Raw genomic sequence first — 18820 nt, forward strand, 5'->3', positions numbered from 1 at the left:
AGAACGACAATGCCTTTGACTCGCAAAGCCTACCGCGCCGCTATTCTGCACAGCATCGCCGACCCTGCCGTGGTGGGTATCGAAGCCTCCTACGAGTATTTCGAAGATGGCTTGCTGGTGACCGAAAACGGCCAGATCAGCGCCGTCGGCCCTGCCTGCGAACTGCTCGCCAGCCTGCCCGCCGACATTCAAGTCAGCCATTACCAGGATGCGCTGATCACGCCGGGCTTCATCGATACGCACATTCACCTGCCGCAAACCGGCATGGTCGGTGCTTACGGCGAACAGCTGCTGGACTGGCTGAACACCTACACCTTCCCGTGCGAAAGCCAATTCGCTGACAAGGCCCACGCCGAAGAAGTCGCCGGTATCTTCATCAAGGAACTGCTGTGCAACGGCACCACCACCGCGCTGGTGTTCGGCAGCGTGCACCCACAATCGGTGGACTCGTTCTTTGAAGCTGCCGAAAAGCTCGACCTGCGGATGATCGCCGGCAAGGTGATGATGGACCGCAATGCGCCGGACTACCTGACCGACACCGCCGAATCCAGCTACGTCGACAGCAAGGCGCTGATCGAGCGCTGGCACGGCAAGGGTCGATTGCACTACGCAGTGACGCCACGTTTCGCACCGACCAGCACCCCGGAACAACTGACCCTGGCCGGCCAGTTGCTCAGCGAATACCCCGACCTGTACATGCAGACCCACATCAGTGAAAACCTGCAGGAAGTCGAATGGGTCAAGGAACTGTTCCCCGATCGCAAGGGCTACCTGGACGTCTACGACCACTACAAATTGCTCGGCGAACGCTCGGTATTCGCGCACGGCGTGCACCTGTGCGATGACGAATGCGCACGCCTGGCCGAAACCGGTTCGGCGATAGCCTTCTGCCCGACCTCGAACTTCTTTCTCGGCAGTGGTCTGTTCAACCTGCCGATGGCCGAGAAGCACAATCTGAACGTCGGCCTGGGCACTGACATCGGTGGCGGCACCAGTTTCTCACTGCTGCAAACCCTGAACGAAGCCTACAAAGTCATGCAGCTGCAAGGCGCACGCCTGAGCCCGTTCAAATCGCTGTACCTGGCAACCCTCGGCGGTGCCCGTGCACTGCGCCTGGAAGACAAGATCGGCACCCTGCAACCGGGCACCGACGCCGACTTCCTGGTGCTGGACTACAACGCCACGCCGCTGCTCGGCTATCGCCTGAAACAGGCCAAGAGCATCGCCGAGACGCTGTTTGTGCTGATGACATTGGGGGATGACCGAACTGTTCTGCAAACTTACGCGGCAGGGAATCTAGTTCACCAGCGTTAAGCCCTTCTGAAACGAAAAATCCCCCGCAGCCATCAGGTTGCGGGGGATTTTTTTACGTCTGTCAGACCGCCATCGCGAGCAAGCTTTGCTCCTACGAGGATTGTTGCAGTCTCACGATCACATACCCGTAGGAGCAAAGCTTGCTCGCGATGGGAGCGCCGCGATCTATCAGAGTTTGGCGGTCGGCCGCCCTGGCTTCTTGGTCTGCAACAGGTGCGAGAACACCGCATGCAAATCGTCCGAGGCGCTTTCTTCGTCGAGATTGAGCTTGCTGTCGATGTGGTCCATGTGATGCATCATCAGGTTCACCGCCAGGTCGACGTCGCGGGCCTCGATGGCGTCGATCAGCTGAGTGTGTTCATCGTAGGAACAGTGCGAGCGGTTACCGCTTTCATACTGGGCGATGATCAACGAAGTCTGCGACACCAGGCTGCGCTGGAAGCTGATCAGCGGGGCGTTCTTCGCCGCCTCGGCCAGCTTCAGGTGGAACTCGCCAGACAGCCGGATACCGGCACCGCGGTCGCCACGGGAGAAGCTATCGCGCTCGTCGTTGACCATTTGCCGCAGCTCGGCAATCTGTTCGGCCGTCGCGTGTACGACTGCCAGTTCAGTGATCGCCTTCTCGACCAGACGCCGCGCCATGAATACCTGACGGGCCTCTTCGACACTCGGGCTGGCAACCACGGCACCCCGGTTGGGACGCAACAGCACCACGCCTTCGTGGGCCAGACGCGACAGCGCGCGGCGAATGATGGTGCGACTGACCCCGAAAATTTCTCCCAGCGCCTCTTCGCTCAACTTTGTACCGGGCGCCAGGCGCTGTTCGAGGATGGCCTCGAAGATATGCGCATAGACGATATCGTCCTGGGTTCCGCTGCGGCCGGCTTTGCCTGCTCGCGGTTGTTTCTTGAGGGGCTGCAACTGTTCGTTCATGGGCACTCGAGTCGGGAGAACTGCGGCGAATTGACTGTGACTGTAATACGTCACAGAGGGTCGCTGGCAAGTATTGCGTAAAAAACACAGCACATTGTACACAACCGCTGGTGGCAACACGACTGTACGGCCATATACGCCCCCGGCTGTATTGCAACGAGCTGCCACGTTTAAGTTTAGGCTTGAACACCTGGCCCGTGGCGAGGGAGCTTGCTCCCGTTGGACTGCGCAGCAGTCCTGAAACCTGCCGACTCGTTTATTCAGATGACCTCGCTAGCACATTACGACCGCTACGCGGCCGAGCGGGAGCAAGCTCCCTCGCCACACGGGTGGCAGCGGACTTTATTCGTATATCAAGAACAAGGAACACTGCGCCATGACCGACGCCACTCACGCGCAACTTCGCCCATTGGCCGACACTTCACCTTCGGCCATCGTCGCCGGTTTTATTGCCATGATGACCGGCTACACCAGCTCACTGGTGCTGATGTTCCAGGCCGGCCAGGCGGCGGGCCTGACCAGCGGGCAAATTTCATCGTGGATCTGGGCGATTTCGATTGGAATGGCCGTGTGCTCGATCAGTTTGTCCTTGCGTTATCGCACACCGATCACCATCGCCTGGTCGACGCCCGGCGCGGCGCTGCTGATCACCAGCTTATCGGGCGTGACCTACGGCGAGGCGATTGGCGCCTACATCACTTGCGCCGTGCTCGTCACTCTTTGCGGCATGACCGGCAGCTTCGAACGTCTGGTCAAACGCATTCCCGCGTCACTGGCGGCGGCGTTGCTGGCGGGGATTCTGTTCAAGATCGGTAGCGAAATTTTCGTCGCCGCCCAGCACCGCACGGGCCTGGTATTGGGGATGTTTTTCACCTACCTGGTGGTCAAGCGCCTGTCGCCGCGTTATGCGGTGCTGGCGGCGTTGCTGATCGGCACTGCATTGTCCGGCGTCATGGGCCTGCTGGATTTCAGCGGTTTTCATCTGGAAGTGGCCACCCCGGTCTGGACCACCCCGCACTTCTCCCTCGCGGCGACCATCAGCATCGGCATTCCATTGTTCGTGGTGGCCATGACCTCGCAGAACATGCCCGGCATCGCCGTGTTACGCGCAGATGGCTACAACGTGCCGGCCTCGCCGCTGATCACCACCACCGGCATCGCCTCACTGTTGCTGGCGCCATTTGGCTCCCACGGGATCAACCTGGCAGCGATCAGTGCCGCCATCTGCACCGGGCCACATGCCCATGAAGATCGCAACAAGCGTTACACCGCGGCCGTCTGGTGCGGGATTTTCTACGGGATTGCCGGGGTCTTTGGCGCAACGCTCGCAGCGCTGTTCGCCGCCTTGCCAAAAGAGCTGGTGCTGTCGATTGCCGCGCTGGCGCTATTCGGCTCAATCATCAACGGCTTAAGCATCGCTATGGCGCAAGTGAAGGAACGTGAAGCGGCATTGATCACCTTTATGGTCACTGCGTCGGGGCTGACGCTGTTTTCCATTGGCTCGGCATTTTGGGGAATTGTGGCGGGGGTGATTACGTTAATGATTCTGAATTGGCGCAATGCCCCTTAAAAGCATCGCGGGCAAGCCTTGCTCCTACAGGTTCAGAGCCGAGCCGACTATCCGCATACATCTGTAGGAGCAAGGCTTGCCCGCGATAGCGATCTGGCAGGCACACAAAATCCCGGGAATCAGCCCCAAGGCATCATTCAATAAAGGGGAAAAACGAAACGCTGTACGGGGACAGCAAACCAGCGACCCGAACGGGTCGCTGGTTCAGAACATCAGGCTACCGGATTGATCGGCTTTTCCGGGTACCAAACGTCCAGCAACGGGCTGACTTCTACGCTGGTCAGCTCGGTGCGGGCTTTCAGCCAGGCTTCAACGGCGGCGCGTTGTTCAGCGCTGACCGAGCCACGTTTTTGCAGGCAAACCAGACCGTAGTCGTCGCCGCCAACGTAGCCGAGGCCGTTAGCTTCCATGGCTTCTTTCAGAAACGCGTCGAGGAAAGCGTCAACAGCCTCATCAGCCAGATCTTCTTTGAAATCCAGGTTCAGTTCGAAACCCAGCTCTTGAAATTCATCGACGCAGAGTTTTTTGCGCAGACGCTGGGAACGGTTAGTCGCCATTGGAACAATCCTCAAAAGTAATAACGGGCGGCACTTTAGCAGTTTAAGCCGTGGTTTGCCCGATTCTCTGGCGGCTTGCGCCTACCGCCGGTAAAAAAATAGCGGATTCGGCCCTTTGGATACGGCACAAGCCGCTACTCCTTGGGGCATAATGCCGACACTTTCGCGACCACCGAGGGAATTTATTCTCATGCCCTCATCTTTTTCCCCCTCGGCAGTAGGGTTTTATTTCAGATGATCAAATCTTTGCGTCCATTGCTTCTCGCCAGCCTGCTTGTACCGCTGGCCTTCCCTGTTTCCGCTGCCCCGGTCAACACCACCCTGCCACCCAGCGTTGAAAAAGCACTCAAAGCCAGCAAGCTGCAGGACAACGCCCTATCGCTGGTGATGATTCCACTCAACGGCCCAGGCACACCGACCGTTTTCAACGCTGACGTTTCAGTCAATCCGGCCTCGACCATGAAACTGGTCACTACCTACGCCGCGCTGGAAATGCTTGGCCCGAACCACCAGTGGAAAACCGAGTTCTACACCGACGGCACCCTCAATGGCGGCATCCTGCACGGCAACCTGTACCTCAAGGGTGGCGGCGACCCAAAGCTGAACATGGAAAAACTCTGGCTGCTGATGCGTGACCTGCGAGCCAATGGCGTGCAGCAAGTTACCGGTGACCTGGTGCTGGATCGCAGCTTCTTCGTCCAGCCGCAACTTCCCGAATTCAATGACGATGGTAAAGACGAGAACAAGCCGTTCCTGGTCAAGCCCGACGCGCTGATGGTCAACCTCAAGGCCTTGCGCTTCGTAGCTCGCAACGACTCGGGCAAGGTGCTGGTGTCGGTCGAACCACCGATCGCCAGTATTCGCATCGACAACCAGGTCAAAGCGCTTAGCGGCAAACAGTGTTCCGGGGGCGTGCGCTACAACCCGGTAACCCAGGCCGACGGCAGCGTGAGCGTGACCGTTGCAGGCCAGTTGGCCGACGGCTGCAGCTCGCAGACGTACCTTTCGCTGCTCGATCATGCGACCTACACCGCCGGCGCCGTACGGGCAATCTGGCAGGAACTGGGTGGCAGCATCCAGGGCAAGGATCGTCTGGCCGCCGTACCAAAGGATGCCAAGGTACTGGCGCGGGCGTTCTCGCCGGACCTGGCGGAAATCATCCGCGATATCAACAAATACAGTAACAACACCATGGCTCAGCAGCTGTTCCTCAGCCTGGGCGCGAAATACCGCACCGACGCCGATGCTGACGATGCAAAAGCCGCACAACGCGTAGTGCGTCAATGGCTGGCGAAGAAAGGCATCACCGCGCCGCACCTGGTGATGGAGAACGGCTCGGGCCTGTCGCGTGCCGAACGGGTCAGCGCCCGTGAAATGGCGAGCATGCTGCAGGCTGCCTGGAGAAGCCCGTACTCGGCCGAGTTCGTCAGCTCGCTGCCGATCAGCGGCATGGACGGCACCATGCGCAAACGCCTCAAGACCACCGCGATGCGGGGTGAAGCACACGTCAAGACCGGCACCCTGAACACCGTGCGCGCTATCGCCGGTTACAGCCGCGACGACAATGGCAACACTTGGGCAGTGGTTGCGATCCTCAACGATCCGGCACCTTTTGGTGCGCATACGGTGCTCGATCAGGTGCTGCTGGACCTGTACCGCCAGCCGAAACTGGCAACGGCCGAGTCGGCGCTTTAACTTAAACACTGCGCAACTGTGGCGAGGGAGCTTGCTCCCGGCTCGGTTGCGCAGCAGCCGCAAAATCAACAAATCAGATACATCTGACCCAACTCGATCATCGCCTTCCGGGCCGCTTCGCGCCCCAGCGGGAGCAAGCTTCCTCGCCACACAAACCTGAACCGGTCTACACCAGTTCCATCTCAACCCGATCCCGCCCGGCCTGCTTCGCCGCATAAACCCCCGAGTCAGCGCGCAATAGCAAGGCATCAGCCCCCTCCCCGGAACGCCAACTGGCGATACCAAAGCTGGCAGTCACCGTGCCCAGGCCCTCGATAGGCGTATTGCGCAAGCTCTGCCATAGCTCGACGGCCAACGTATGGGCATGCTGCCCGTCGGTGTCCGGACACAACACCATGAACTCCTCGCCTCCCAGGCGACAGAACACATCGGTGCGCCGCAAGCGTTGGCGAATGCGCTGACAGATCGCCTGCAACACCCGATCGCCGGCCGCGTGGCCGTACACATCATTGATGCGCTTGAAGTGATCGATATCCAGCATGATCACCGCCAAGTCCCCGACACCTCGCTCGACGCGGGCCATTTCCATGGTCAACCGCTCCTGGAAATAACGTCGATTGTGAATGCCGGTCAGCGAGTCGGTCACCGACAAGGCGCGCAGCTCTTCCTCGACCCGCTTGAGGTCGGAAATATCCGAAATGTAGCCATGCCACAACACCCCGCCGCCGGGCAGCTCTTCCGGCGTTGCCTCACCGCGTACCCAACGCAGACCACGGACCGGCAACTGAACGCGGTACTCTTCGCGCCACGGGCTGAGCTTTAACGAAGAGACCCGGATCGAGGCACGCACCCGAGCGACATCCTGCGGATGGATCCGCTCGAAAATAGCCTCGGCGTTCTGTTGCAGTACGTCCGGGTCGATTTCGTAAATATCGCGAATGCCATCACTGGCATAGATCACACTGAAGAGCCCGTCTGCCGCCATCTTGAATTGATAAATGCCGCCCGGCACATGAGCGCTGAGTTTCTTGAGCAGTAAATCGCGCGCGGCCAACGCTTCATGCACGCGCTTGCGCTCGGTAATGTCGATGCAGATCGCCAGATTCCCGACCCACAGCCCCTGCTCATCAAGCACCGCGGTGGCGAGCATGTTCACCGTCAGATGGCTGCCGTCCTGGCGCACTAAAGTCCATTCACGCGCTTCATGCCCGCCCGCTTTGCCACCTTCCACCAGCATCGCCTGACAGCCCGGCACCGGCTTGCAGTAACGCTGACTGAGTTCCACCGCTCGCGCTTCCAGCTCGGCGGGCAGATGCAGGCTTTCCAGGGTCGCCTGTCCCAACACATCGACACTGCGATAGCCGAGCATATGCTCGGCACCGGCATTGAACGTTGTGATCACACCGCGCAGGTTGGTGGCAATCACCGCCACTTGGGTCGCCGCGGCCAGCACCCCGCGCAATTGACCATGAGCGCCGCTCAACTCCTGCTCTCGCAGGCGCAACTCGCGGGTACGCTGCTCGACCAGCGCCAGCGCTCGTTGCCGTTGACTGACCAGAATGTAGAGCAAGGCACTGAGCAGCACGCTCAACAGCGTCCCCATCACGATCAGGCTGGCAACCGCCGAATGAGTGGCATGTTCAAACACGCGGCTGGTACGAATATCGAGATCGTAGACATGTTCGCCCAGTCGCAACATCGAGCTGTAATGCAGCGGCTGATTCGCCACCGGGTTGGTAGATTCGTAGAGCGCTTGCGCCTGAGCGCCCTGTGCCCGATCACGAATCTGCACCACAAGGTTGTCCTGCCCGGGCAACGGAAAACCATCGACTACCAACTGACGCATGCTGATCACTGCCAGCACATAACCAAGGGGCGTAGCGTCATGAGCTGACGCTGCGGTATCGCGCAAAACCGGCTCGACCAGCAGCACGCCATGGGCATATTCAGGATCGACGCCAATCAGCAGCGTGGGCTCGGACACCGCCATCGCGTTGAGGGTGCGGGCCCTTTCCAGCGTTGCCCGACGTGTCGGTTCCGAGAGCATATCAAAACCCAGCGGCGCGGCTTTTGAGCCTAGCGCCTGGCTGTACAACACCGGCGCGTATTCATCGCGCAAGGCGGCAGGTTGCAGCTCTGCGGAAGGTGTCAGATCGCGGATGGAAAATCCTGCTTTACCTTGTTCGCGCACCCGTTGCTCAAACGCGGAACGCTCACTGCGGGCAACCAGCGGCGCCCAGGCGTAGGCCTGAGTCCTGTGTAACAGTGCTTTGGTAAAGCCGTCGAACTCTTCACGGGAAACCGACTCGGAGTTGACGAAGAATCGCCGCAGGCTATCAAGGCGCTGCTCCTGATCGTCGAAACGCTCGGTAATCCGGCTCTTGCGTTCGTTGACCAGCATTTGGAAACGCTGCGCCATCTGCTGATGCTGCGCATTGAAGCTGGCCCAGGCGAGCAGCCCCGTCAGTACGCCCCCGGCCAGCAACACCAGCAGCGCAACGAGCCAGGCCGAAACATCTTCACTGATCAAGCCCAGGATCTTGGGTCGTACGGCGTGCAACGGCATAAGCGAAACTCAAAACGCCGGCGTGCTTAGGCGTCACCTTGGCTTTGAGTGAAGTTATAGCTATTAGCCATTAGATTAGCCAGCGCAAAAACACCACAGAACCTCGAAAAATCAAGGCTCTGCGGATCCAATCAGGCCTTAGCGCGCCATGATTTTCCAGGCGCGATGGATCTTGCCGTTACGGGCAAAGTCCGGGTCGATGGTTTGTGCGGTGATCTCCTCGACGGCATAACGCGCCGTGAGGTTTTCTTCGAGCTGGAACTTGCGGAAGTTATTGGAGAAATACAGCACGCCACCCGGCGCCAGACGGGCCATGGCCAGGTCCAGCAACTGCACATGGTCACGCTGCACGTCGAAGATGCCTTCCATGCGCTTGGAGTTGGAGAAAGTCGGCGGATCGATAAAGATCATGTCGAACTCGTCACGGTTGGCTTCCAGCCAGGCCATCACGTCGCCCTGCTCCAGACGGTTCTTGTCGGAGAAACCGTTCAGCGACAGGTTGCGTCGCGCCCAATCGAGGTAAGTTTTCGACAGGTCGACGCTGGTGGTGCTGCGTGCGCCACCCTTGGCTGCATGAACACTGGCCGTCGCGGTGTAGCAATACAGGTTGAGGAAGCGCTTGCCGGCCGCCTCTTTCTGAATCCGCAGACGCATTGGACGGTGATCCAGGAACAGGCCGGTGTCGAGGTAGTCGGTCAGGTTGACCAGCAACTTCACGCCGCCTTCGTTCACCTCGGTGAACTTGCCCTGCGCGCTCTGGCGCTCGTACTGCTTGGTGCCGCTCTGACGCTCGCGACGTTTGACGACCACGCGGTTTTTGTCGATGTTCAAGGCCTGCGGAATGGCTGCCAGCGCATCGAACATCCGTGCCGAGGCTTTTTCCGGATCGATCGATTTCGGCGCCGCATATTCCTGAACGTGAACCCAGTCGTGATACAGGTCGATGGCCATGGAGTATTCCGGCATGTCGGCATCGTAGACACGGTAGCAGTCGATACCTTCACGCTTGACCCACTTGCCCAGCGCCTTGAGGTTTTTTTGCAGGCGGTTGGCAAACATCTGCCCGCCTTCGCTCAGACGTGGCTGTTCAATAACGGGAGCCGGCGCCGGTGCAGGTTTGATCGGGTTGCCGTTCTTGTTGTACTGGCGCTCTTGCGGCTCGGCCGGCGACTGATCGTAGGCCGCCTGCTCACGTTCGGCCTGACGCTGCTCCGGGGTACGACGCTCCCCTGTGACGAACTGGTCCGGCAGTACTTTGATCAACAGCAATTTGCACGGCAAGGCGCCGTTCCAGAACGAATACTGTTTGTGGCTGCGAATCCCCATGCGCTTGCCCAGGTCCGGTGCGCCGGTGAACACCGCCGCTTCCCAGTTCAGGCAGGCCTGGCGCAGACGCTCGCCGAGGTTCTGGTAGAGATAGAGCAAGCTTGCCTCGTCGCCCAGACGCTCGCCGTACGGAGGGTTGCAGATCACCAGGCCTTTCTGGTTCTGGTCCGGACGCGGCTCGAAGGTTGCGACTTCGCCCTGGTAGATCTTGATCCACTCACTCAGGCCTGCGCGCTCGACGTTATTACGCCCCGGTTGAATCAGCCTTGGGTCGGCTTCGTAACCGCGAATCCACAGCGGCGGCTTGGCCAGGCCGGCAGCGGCGCGGGCGACGGCTTCTTCGTGAAGTTTTTTCCACAGCGCCGGCACGTGACCGAGCCAGGCGGTGAAGCCCCACTGCTCGCGACGCAGGTTCGGCGCCATGTCGGCGGCGATCATCGCGGCTTCGACGAGGAATGTACCGACACCGCACATCGGGTCAGCCAGGGCGCCGCCTTCAGCCGCAATGCGCGGCCAGCCGGAGCGGATCAGAATCGCTGCCGCGAGGTTTTCCTTCAGCGGTGCCGCCCCTTGCTGCAGGCGGTAACCACGCTGGTGCAGGCTGTGGCCGGAGAGATCGAGGGACAGAATCGCTTCGCCACGGTCCAGGCGCAGGTGAATGCGCAGGTCCGGATTGAGCTTGTCGATGGACGGACGCTCACCCGATGGGGTGCGCAGCTTGTCGACGATGGCGTCCTTCACTTTCAGGGCGCCAAAGTGCGTGTTGTCGATGCCCGAGCCGTGACCGCTGAATTCGACGGCCAGGGTGCCGTCATTGAGCATGTGGTCTTGCCACTCGATATCCAGCACGCCGTGGTACAGGTCTTCGGCATCCTTCATCGGAAAACGCTTGAGCACCAGCAGCACCCGGTTAGCCAGACGCGACCACAGGCACAAGCGATAAGCCGTTTCCATGTCGGCCATGCCGCGCACAGCCGACGTGTGCTCGCGCGCTTCCTCAAGGCCAAGCCCGACGGCTTCCTCGATCAGCAGGCCTTCGAGGCCCTTGGGGCAAGTGAGGAAGAGTTCGTAACGATCCGACATGGGAGTTCCAGGGCCTTTAGCAATAAGTGAACGGGCAACGCATTGACCGCTCGGTTTTCAATCAAGCGCTTTTCTTGAAGAGCGCTCGCGTGGCACGAAAGTGTGCCGCCCCACCCTGGCCGCTCACCCAACCAACCGGTTGAATGAGCTTAGATGCCAGGGCAGATAAAAAATTCTGTGCAACAAAATGTCATAACTCGACCCTTCGTCGAATAGTACCCGAGTGCAACGGGTGGACATTTTTACTCAATCATTAGCCTCATCATCCAGTGAAAGGCTGATCATAGCGAGCTTTGGTCAATGAACACGGGAATTACATCGTGTTACTTATGGCCTTAGCATCATTATCGTTACGTCCTTATGACAAAACGATCATTCCCTCGATGTGACGCATTGGTTAGAACTCAACACAGGTTGACGCCGCAACGACGTCAACACCTTGGCTCGTGACGCCGGCAGCGAGCCACCAACGGCAGAAATTTTTCTGCCTGACCTCAATCGAGGTCGACGCGACAAATACAGTCAACAAGTGAGGGAAACACCCTATGAGAAGACTTAAGCGTGATCCGTTGGAAAGAGCATTTTTGCGCGGATATCAATATGGCGTTGGTGGAAAATCCCGTGAGCTTTGCCCCTTTACTCTACCGTCGGTACGCCAAGCCTGGATCAACGGCTGGCGAGAAGGACGCGGCGACAACTGGGACGGTATGACCGGCACTGCGGGAATCCATAGACTCAACGAACTTCACGCCGTCGGCTAAAACAGGGCACACACTCCGACACGAAAATCTGAATAGGTAACGACTTAACCACGCACGTCCTCTCCGGACGGCGGGCTTCGGCCCAGGGGCTCCTTCGAGGAGCCCTTTTTTATGCCTGCAATCAACTCAAAACCAACGATGAAATACTGTGTGGCGAGGGAGCTTGCTCCCGCTGGGCAGCGAAGCGGCCCCTATCCAGACACCGCGTTATTCCTGATGCACCGCATTTGCTGATTTTAGGGCCGCTTCGCTGCCCAGCGGGAGCAAGCTCCCTCGCCACAAAGGCCTCTCGCCACGTGGGTTGGGGTTATCTCAGGGCGGCGATGGCATCCACCGATTCGCGAATCAACGCAGGGCCTTTGTAAATGAAGCCCGAATACAGCTGCACCAGACTGGCGCCCGCAGCGATTTTCTCAGCCGCGTGCTTGCCTTCGGTAATACCGCCCACCGCGATGATCGGCAAACGCCCGGCCAACTCGGCTGCCAACACCTTGACCGTGTGAGTGCTCTTGTCGCGCACCGGAGCGCCGGACAAGCCGCCCGCCTCGTCACCGTATTCCATGCCTTCGACGCCTACGCGGCTCAGGGTGGTGTTGGTCGCAATTACCGCGTCCATCCCGGTGTCGATCAGCGCTTGTGCCACCTGAACGGTTTCTTCGTCAGTCATGTCCGGTGCAATCTTGATCGCCAGCGGTACACGCTTGCCGTGGCGTTGAGCCAGATCTTCCTGACGCTGACGCAAGGCTTCGAGCAGTTGCTTGAGCGAATCGCCAAACTGCAGGCTGCGCAGGCCCGGAGTGTTCGGCGAGCTGACGTTGACCGTCACGTAACTGGCGTGGGCGTAAACCTTGTCCAGGCAGATCAGGTAGTCGTCGACCGCACGCTCAACCGGCGTATCGAAGTTCTTGCCGATGTTGATCCCCAGCACGCCCTTGTATTTGGCCGCTGCCACACGCGCCAGCAGATGATCGACGCCGAGGTTGTTGAACCCCATGCGGTTGATGATCGCCTCGGCTTGCGGCAAGCGGAAAATCCGTGGCTTTGGATTGCCCGGTTGCGGACGCGGGGTGATGGTGCCGATTTCAACGAAGCCAAAACCCAATTGCGCAAACCCATCGATCGCTGCGCCGTTCTTGTCCAGACCGGCCGCCAGCCCCACCGGGTTTGGAAAGTCCAGGCCCATGACATTCACTGGCAACTGCGCTGGCGCCTTGCACAGCAAGCCATTGAGACCCAAACGCCCACCTGCGCCGATCAGGTCCAGGGACAGATCGTGGGAGGTTTCCGGGGAGAGTTTGAACAACAGTTGGCGGGCCAGGGTATACATGGGCGGATTTGACTCGGTTGGCGGCGAAATAAGGCGGCGATTATAGCCGTGCATCGGGGTCGCAAGCGAGGTGCGTGATGAAATCAGCCATCAGTGCAGGCCGTGTGAAAACGTAGCGAGCGAAGGCAAGACAAGGCAAAAACAGGCGAGGAAGCGGAGTTTACGGGTTGTAAATGAGCATTCCGAGCCTGTTTTTAACGCAGGATTGTCGAGTGCAGTAGTTTTCACACGGCCTGCATGGCATATGCCTTGCACTGGTACTGACATCGGCACCCATGCCAATGGCGGGATGCGTGCCAGGTAACGATTAAAAAGGACAACGGCGTCGTCACCTGGCCTGGTTTGCACTTGGGGCCTGGGTACGGCGCTTTTTTCATGCAAGGTGCTTATGTGATGACTGAACCTGAAGCAGGACCGCTGGCCTGGGTCAATGGCAGCGATGCCCCGGAAAAGACCGCGATCAACCTCGGTTTCATGGCCCTGAGCGACTGTGCATCCGTAGTGGTTGCGGCGACTCAGGGCTTCGCCCAACCCTACGGGTTGACCCTGAACCTAAAGCGCCAGTCGTCGTGGGCCAACCTGCGGGACAAACTGGTCAGCGGTGAACTGGATGCCGCCCACAGCCTCTATGGTTTGATCTATGCGGTGCATCTGGGCATTGGCGGCGTCGCCGCGACGGACATGGCCGTGCTGATGGGGCTGAACCAGAACGGCCAGAGCATCAACCTTTCCCATGGCCTGCAAGCGCTGGGCGTGACCGGTCCTGAAGCGCTGGACCGTCACGTGCACCAAAGTCGCCCAAAACTCACCTTCGCCCAGACCTTCCCCACTGGCACCCACGCCATGTGGTTGTATTACTGGCTGGCGAGCCAGGGCATCCATCCGTTGCAGGATGTCGACAGCGTCGTGGTGCCACCGCCACAAATGGTCGCGCACTTGCAGGCCGGACGGATCGACGGTTTCTGCGTCGGCGAACCCTGGAGCGCCAGTGCGGTGAAGCAGAACCTCGGCTTCACCCTGGCGACAAGCCAGACCATCTGGCCCGATCACCCGGAAAAAGTCCTCGGCTGCACCCGCGCCTTCATCGAGCAATACCCGAACACCGCACGGGCACTGGTCATGGCAGTCCTGGAGGCCAGCCGCTTCATTGAACAAAGCACGGAAAACCGCCGCAGCACCGCGCAACTGTTGAGTGCTGCCGAATACCTGGATGCACCGCTCGACTGCATCGAACCGCGCTTGCTGGGCGATTATGCCGACGGCCTGGGCAATCGCTGGCAGGACCCTCACGCGTTGCGCTTCCATGGCGGTGGCGACGTCAACCTGCCGTACCTTTCCGATGGCATGTGGTTCATGACTCAATTCCGGCGTTGGGGCTTGCTGCGCGAAGACCCGGACTATCTGCAGGTGGCGCGTCAGGTCCAGCAACTTGGTGTCTATCGCGATGCCGCCAGTGCGCTGGGCATCGCGGCCCGGGATCAGGAAATGCGCAGCAGCCAGTTGATCGACGGTAAAATATGGAATGGCTCGGACCCGGCGGCGTATGCCCGCAGCTTCAAGCTGCACGCCATGGCCGACACTCCCGCTCTTCTCGCCCGCCGCTGACAGGAGGCTGCAAATATGTTGCGTATCCTGCTGATCAACGACACCGCGAAAAAGGTCGGGCGGCTCAAGGCCGCGCTGACCGAAGCCGGGTTTGAGGTGATCGATGAGTCAGGCCTGACCGTCGACCTGCCTGCGCGCGTCGAAACGGTGCGTCCGGACGTGATCCTGATCGATACCGAGTCACCGAGCCGCGATGTGCTGGAGCAAGTGGTGCTGGTCAGCCGCGACCAGCCACGGCCCATCGTGATGTTCACCGACGAGCACGACCCGGACGTGATGCGCCAGGCGATCAAGTCCGGCGTCAGTGCCTACATCGTCGAAGGCATTCATGCCGCGCGCCTGCAACCGATCCTCGACGTGGCCATGGCACGCTTTGAAAGCGATCAGGCCTTGCGTGCCCAACTCCAGGCCCGCGACCAGCAACTGGCCGAGCGCAAGCGCATTGAACTGGCCAAGGGCTTGCTGATGAAAATGAAGGACTGCAATGAAGAACAGGCCTACACCCTGATGCGCCGCCAGGCCATGAGCCGTCAGCAGAAACTGATCCAGGTGGCCGAACAGATCATTGCCATGAGCGAGTTGCTGGGCTGAGCCGATCGTTGTGGCGAGGGAGCTTGCTCCCGCTGGGGTGCGAAACGCCCCCCAAAACCCGCCAGCGCATAGTGTCAGTTAAAGCCCGTCAGCCAGATCACGACTGATCCGCCCGAGCGCGGACCGGCCGACGGGAGCAAGCTCCCTCGCCACAATAGCTAGTTATTGGCACAGATCTCGCTAGGTAAACCACACAGGTAACCAACGGCGGTTGCCCCACCTACGACAAAGACGTCGCATACCCCTTTCGCGCAAGTGCAGCGGGTTGCGGCGTTTTTTCGTTTTGGCCCCACAGCCCGGGGCCGGTGGTGCGGCCGTTGCGGCGCGCCACCGCAAAGCTCATGACTCCCTTCGAGACTCTTCACAGCTGAGGTGCGCGATGAATTCAAGCTTCTGGAAATCCGGCCATACCCCGACACTCTTCTCGGCCTTTCTGTATTTCGACCTGAGCTTCATGGTCTGGTACCTGCTGGGTCCACTGGCAGTGCAGATCGCCGCCGACTTGCACCTGACCACCCAGCAACGCGGGCTCGTGGTGGCCACGCCGATTCTGGCCGGGGCGTTCCTGCGCTTCGTGATGGGACTGCTGGCAGATCGTCTGTCACCGAAAACCGCCGGGCTGATCGGTCAAGTGATCGTGATTTGCGCCCTGTTTGGCGCCTGGAAGCTGGGCATCCACAGCTACGAACAAGCGCTGCTGCTGGGCCTGTTCCTCGGCATGGCCGGCGCCTCGTTCGCGGTCGCCCTGCCCCTGGCCTCGCAGTGGTATCCGCCACAGCATCAAGGCAAGGCGATGGGCATCGCCGGTGCGGGCAACTCGGGCACGGTATTCGCTGCGCTGATCGCCCCGATGCTGGCGGCCTCGTTTGGCTGGAGCAACGTCTTTGGCTTTGCACTGATCCCGCTGATCCTGACGCTGATCATCTTCGCCTGGCTGGCGAAAAACGCACCTGAACGGCCGAAAGCCAAATCCATGACTGACTACTTCAAGGCCCTCGGTGACCGCGACAGCTGGTGGTTCATGTTTTTCTACAGCGTGACCTTCGGCGGCTTCATCGGCCTGGCCAGCGCCCTGCCCGGCTACTTCAACGACCAATACGGCCTGAGCCCGGTCACCGCCGGCTACTACACCGCAGCCTGCGTGTTCGGCGGCAGTTTGATGCGGCCACTCGGTGGTGCACTGGCGGATCGTTTCGGTGGCATTCGCACCTTACTGGTGATGTACACGCTGGCCGCGACCTGCATTGCTGCCGTGGGTTTCAACCTGCCCAGCTCTTACGCTGCGCTGGCACTGTTCGTCTGCACCATGCTCGGCCTTGGCGCGGGTAACGGTGCGGTGTTCCAGCTGGTGCCACAACGCTTTCGCCGCGAAATCGGCGTGATGACCGGGTTGATCGGCATGGCAGGCGGCATCGGTGGTTTCGCCCTCGCGGCAGGCATGGGTGCGATCAAGCAGAGCACTGGTAGCTATCAACTGGCCTTGTGGTTGTTCGCCAGCCTCGGTGTCCTGGCCTGGTTTGGCCTGCACGGGGTCAAGCGCCGCTGGAGAACTACATGGGGTTCGGCTGCTGTGACTGCCGCGCGGGTATGATGCGCCAATGAGCCTGCAATTGAGCTTCGCCGAGGCCAGCGCCATCGGCCCACGGGACGAAAACCAGGACGCCCTGCGCCTGGTCACGCCCGCCGCTGAACTGGCGGCGAGCAAGGGGTTTCTGTTCGCCATCGCCGACGGCGTCAGTCAATGCGCCGATGGCGGGCTCGCAGCCAGGGCAACCTTGCAGGCCCTGGCCCTCGATTACTACGCCACGCCGCAAACCTGGGCTGTGGCGCAAGCGCTGGACCGCCTGCTGCTGGCGCAGAATCGCTGGTTGCAGGCCAATGGCGGCGGCCAGCCATTGCTCACCACCGTCAGCGCGCTGGTGCTGCGCGGTCGTCGCTTCACGTTGGCGCATGTTGGCGATTGTCGGGTGTATCGCTGGCACGCCGACCAGTTGCAGCGCATCACTGAGGACCACGTCTGGGAACAACCGGGGATGCAGCATGTGCTCAAGCGCGCATTGGGACTGGATCAGCATCTGGTGCTGGACTTTCTCGATGGTGAATTGCGCGCCGGTGAGAGCTTCGTCCTGCTGAGCGATGGCGTTTGGGCGACGCTGGGCGACACCGCCATCGCGGCCATTCTGCGCGATCAACCCGACCTCGACAGCGCGGCGCAAACTCTGGTCAACGCCGCTCACCTGGCCGGCAGTCAGGACAACGCCAGCGCGCTGCTGGTACGAGTCGACGCCCTCGGCGAAACGAGCATCGGCGATACGCTGATCCAGCTGCAGCAATGGCCATTGCCACCGCCGCTCAAACCCGGTCAGGCCTTCGAGGGCTGGCACGTCGAGAAGCTGCTCGGGCAAAGTCAGCAGTCACTGATTTACCGTGTTCGTGATGGGCAGCAACAGCCCTGGCTACTGAAGACGCTTCCCTCATCGTTGAACAACGACACCACGGCCGCCCAGGCGCTGCTCTCTGAAGAGTGGTTTCTCAAGCGCGTTGCCGGTCGAAGCTTTCCGGAAGTTCACCCGGCGGCGCAACGTCAGCACCTGTATTACGTGATGCGCGAGTATCCGGGGGTGACCCTGGCCGAGCTGTTCGCGCAAAACGGCCCGTTGCCGCTGCCCCAATGGCAACAACTGGCCGAACGTTTGCTGCGGGCGGTGGGCATGCTGCATCGGCGGCAGATCTTCCATCGCGACATCAAACCGGAAAACCTGCTGCTGTCTGAGGACGGTGAGTTACGGCTGCTGGATTTCGGCCTGGCATACTGCACCGGTTTATCCGAAGACCAATCGAACGCGCTGCCGGGCACCCCGAGTTATATCGCCCCGGAAGCGTTCAACGGGAGTCCACCGACACCGCAACAGGATCTGTATGCCGTCGGCGTGACGCTTTATTACCTGGCCACCGGGCATTATCCCTACGGCGAAATCGAAGCCTTTCAACGTCCGCGCTTTGGCCTGCCAATCAACGCCAATCGTTATCGGCCGGATTTACCCGACTGGCTGGGACAAAGCCTGGAGCGTGCGGTGTGCGCCGACCCGGCGCAACGCTATGAAACGGCGGAGGAATGGTTGCTGCTGCTGGAACAAGGCGAACGGCGCAGTTTGAGTGTACGGCCCAGGCCGTTGCTGGAACGTGAACCGTTGAAGGTGTGGCGGACCCTGGCGCTGGTGTCGTTGTTGATCAATCTGGTGTTGTTGTATCTGCTGCTCCATTCCTGAGTCAAACACCCCCTTGTGGCGAGGGAGCTTGCTCCCGCGGGTCGGTCCGAGCTCGGGCGAAGCGACCCCAAACCTTCAATCGCGGTGTTTCAGGCAGACCACGGTTTCAGGTTTTACGAGTGCTGCGCACTCGAGCGGGAGCAAGCTCCCTCGCCACAGGTCTTCTCCGCGCCATGACTGGGCGGCGCGCCTTGATTTGGTGCAAAAAGCTCAAACCCGACAC

13 protein-coding genes are annotated in these 18820 nt (G+C 60.3%); 8 read left to right on the forward strand and 5 right to left on the reverse strand.

All coding sequences use genetic code 11. The features are described from left to right. The first annotated feature begins 9 nt into the window (after nt 1-9). Nucleotides 10-1314 (forward strand): guanine deaminase, encoded by a 1305-nt coding sequence (gene guaD / locus AO353_RS00745; protein ID WP_054593234.1) that lies wholly within the window; start codon nt 10-12, stop codon nt 1312-1314. A gap of 168 nt (nt 1315-1482) precedes the next feature. On the opposite strand, the gene AO353_RS00750 is transcribed toward guaD, so the two are convergent. Next, entirely contained in the window at nt 1483-2247 is a 765-nt protein-coding gene (locus tag AO353_RS00750; protein WP_054593235.1) for a GntR family transcriptional regulator, read from the reverse strand. Nucleotides 2248-2623: 376 nt separating this feature from the next. Between AO353_RS00750 and AO353_RS00755 the strand changes: the two genes are divergently transcribed. Beyond that, on the forward strand, nt 2624-3817 hold the full coding sequence (locus AO353_RS00755; protein WP_054593236.1) for a benzoate/H(+) symporter BenE family transporter: 1194 nt from the start codon (nt 2624-2626) through the stop codon (nt 3815-3817). Nucleotides 3818-4029: 212 nt separating this feature from the next. Here the strand turns inward: AO353_RS00755 and AO353_RS00760 are convergent, their stop codons facing one another. Then, nucleotides 4030-4374, reverse strand: coding sequence for a YggL family protein (locus AO353_RS00760; RefSeq protein WP_054593237.1), 345 nt, complete (start codon nt 4372-4374; stop codon nt 4030-4032). Nucleotides 4375-4608: 234 nt separating this feature from the next. On the opposite strand from AO353_RS00760, the gene dacB reads away from it, so the two are divergent. Further along, nucleotides 4609-6069: a D-alanyl-D-alanine carboxypeptidase/D-alanyl-D-alanine-endopeptidase gene (gene dacB, locus AO353_RS00765; protein WP_054593238.1), complete on the forward strand. Its 1461-nt coding sequence runs from the start codon at nt 4609-4611 to the stop codon at nt 6067-6069. Between the two features lie 166 nt (nt 6070-6235). Here the strand turns inward: dacB and AO353_RS00770 are convergent, their stop codons facing one another. Then, nucleotides 6236-8635 carry a GGDEF domain-containing protein gene (locus AO353_RS00770; RefSeq protein ID WP_054593239.1) on the reverse strand — a complete coding sequence of 800 codons (2400 nt, stop codon included), beginning with the start codon at nt 8633-8635 and terminating at the stop codon, nt 6236-6238. Nucleotides 8636-8773: 138 nt separating this feature from the next. Continuing rightward, complete coding sequence (gene rlmKL, locus AO353_RS00775) at nt 8774-11044, reverse strand: bifunctional 23S rRNA (guanine(2069)-N(7))-methyltransferase RlmK/23S rRNA (guanine(2445)-N(2))-methyltransferase RlmL (RefSeq protein WP_054593240.1); 2271 nt, start codon at nt 11042-11044, stop codon at nt 8774-8776. A gap of 545 nt (nt 11045-11589) precedes the next feature. On the opposite strand from rlmKL, the gene rmf reads away from it, so the two are divergent. Further along, nucleotides 11590-11805: a ribosome modulation factor gene (gene rmf / locus AO353_RS29460; protein WP_003223300.1), complete on the forward strand. Its 216-nt coding sequence runs from the start codon at nt 11590-11592 to the stop codon at nt 11803-11805. Between the two features lie 307 nt (nt 11806-12112). On the opposite strand, the gene AO353_RS00780 is transcribed toward rmf, so the two are convergent. Then, the gene (locus AO353_RS00780) at nt 12113-13132 is read right to left on the reverse strand and encodes a quinone-dependent dihydroorotate dehydrogenase (protein ID WP_054593241.1); all 1020 of its coding nucleotides are present in this window, start codon (nt 13130-13132) and stop codon (nt 12113-12115) included. Nucleotides 13133-13525: 393 nt separating this feature from the next. On the opposite strand from AO353_RS00780, the gene AO353_RS00785 reads away from it, so the two are divergent. From AO353_RS00785 to AO353_RS00800, 4 genes are all read left to right on the forward strand, one after another. Next, nucleotides 13526-14737 (forward strand): CmpA/NrtA family ABC transporter substrate-binding protein, encoded by a 1212-nt coding sequence (locus AO353_RS00785; RefSeq protein ID WP_054598146.1) that lies wholly within the window; start codon nt 13526-13528, stop codon nt 14735-14737. A gap of 15 nt (nt 14738-14752) precedes the next feature. Beyond that, nucleotides 14753-15328: an ANTAR domain-containing response regulator gene (locus tag AO353_RS00790; RefSeq protein WP_054593242.1), complete on the forward strand. Its 576-nt coding sequence runs from the start codon at nt 14753-14755 to the stop codon at nt 15326-15328. A gap of 379 nt (nt 15329-15707) precedes the next feature. Continuing rightward, on the forward strand, nt 15708-16919 hold the full coding sequence (locus AO353_RS00795) for a nitrate/nitrite transporter (RefSeq protein WP_054593243.1): 1212 nt from the start codon (nt 15708-15710) through the stop codon (nt 16917-16919). A 7-nt stretch (nt 16920-16926) separates the two neighbouring features. Continuing rightward, nucleotides 16927-18597, forward strand: coding sequence for a bifunctional protein-serine/threonine kinase/phosphatase (locus AO353_RS00800; protein ID WP_054593244.1), 1671 nt, complete (start codon nt 16927-16929; stop codon nt 18595-18597). Nucleotides 18598-18820: the final 223 nt, after the last annotated feature.

The organism is Pseudomonas fluorescens, assembly GCF_001307155.1.
Classification (GTDB): domain Bacteria; phylum Pseudomonadota; class Gammaproteobacteria; order Pseudomonadales; family Pseudomonadaceae; genus Aquipseudomonas; species Aquipseudomonas helvetica.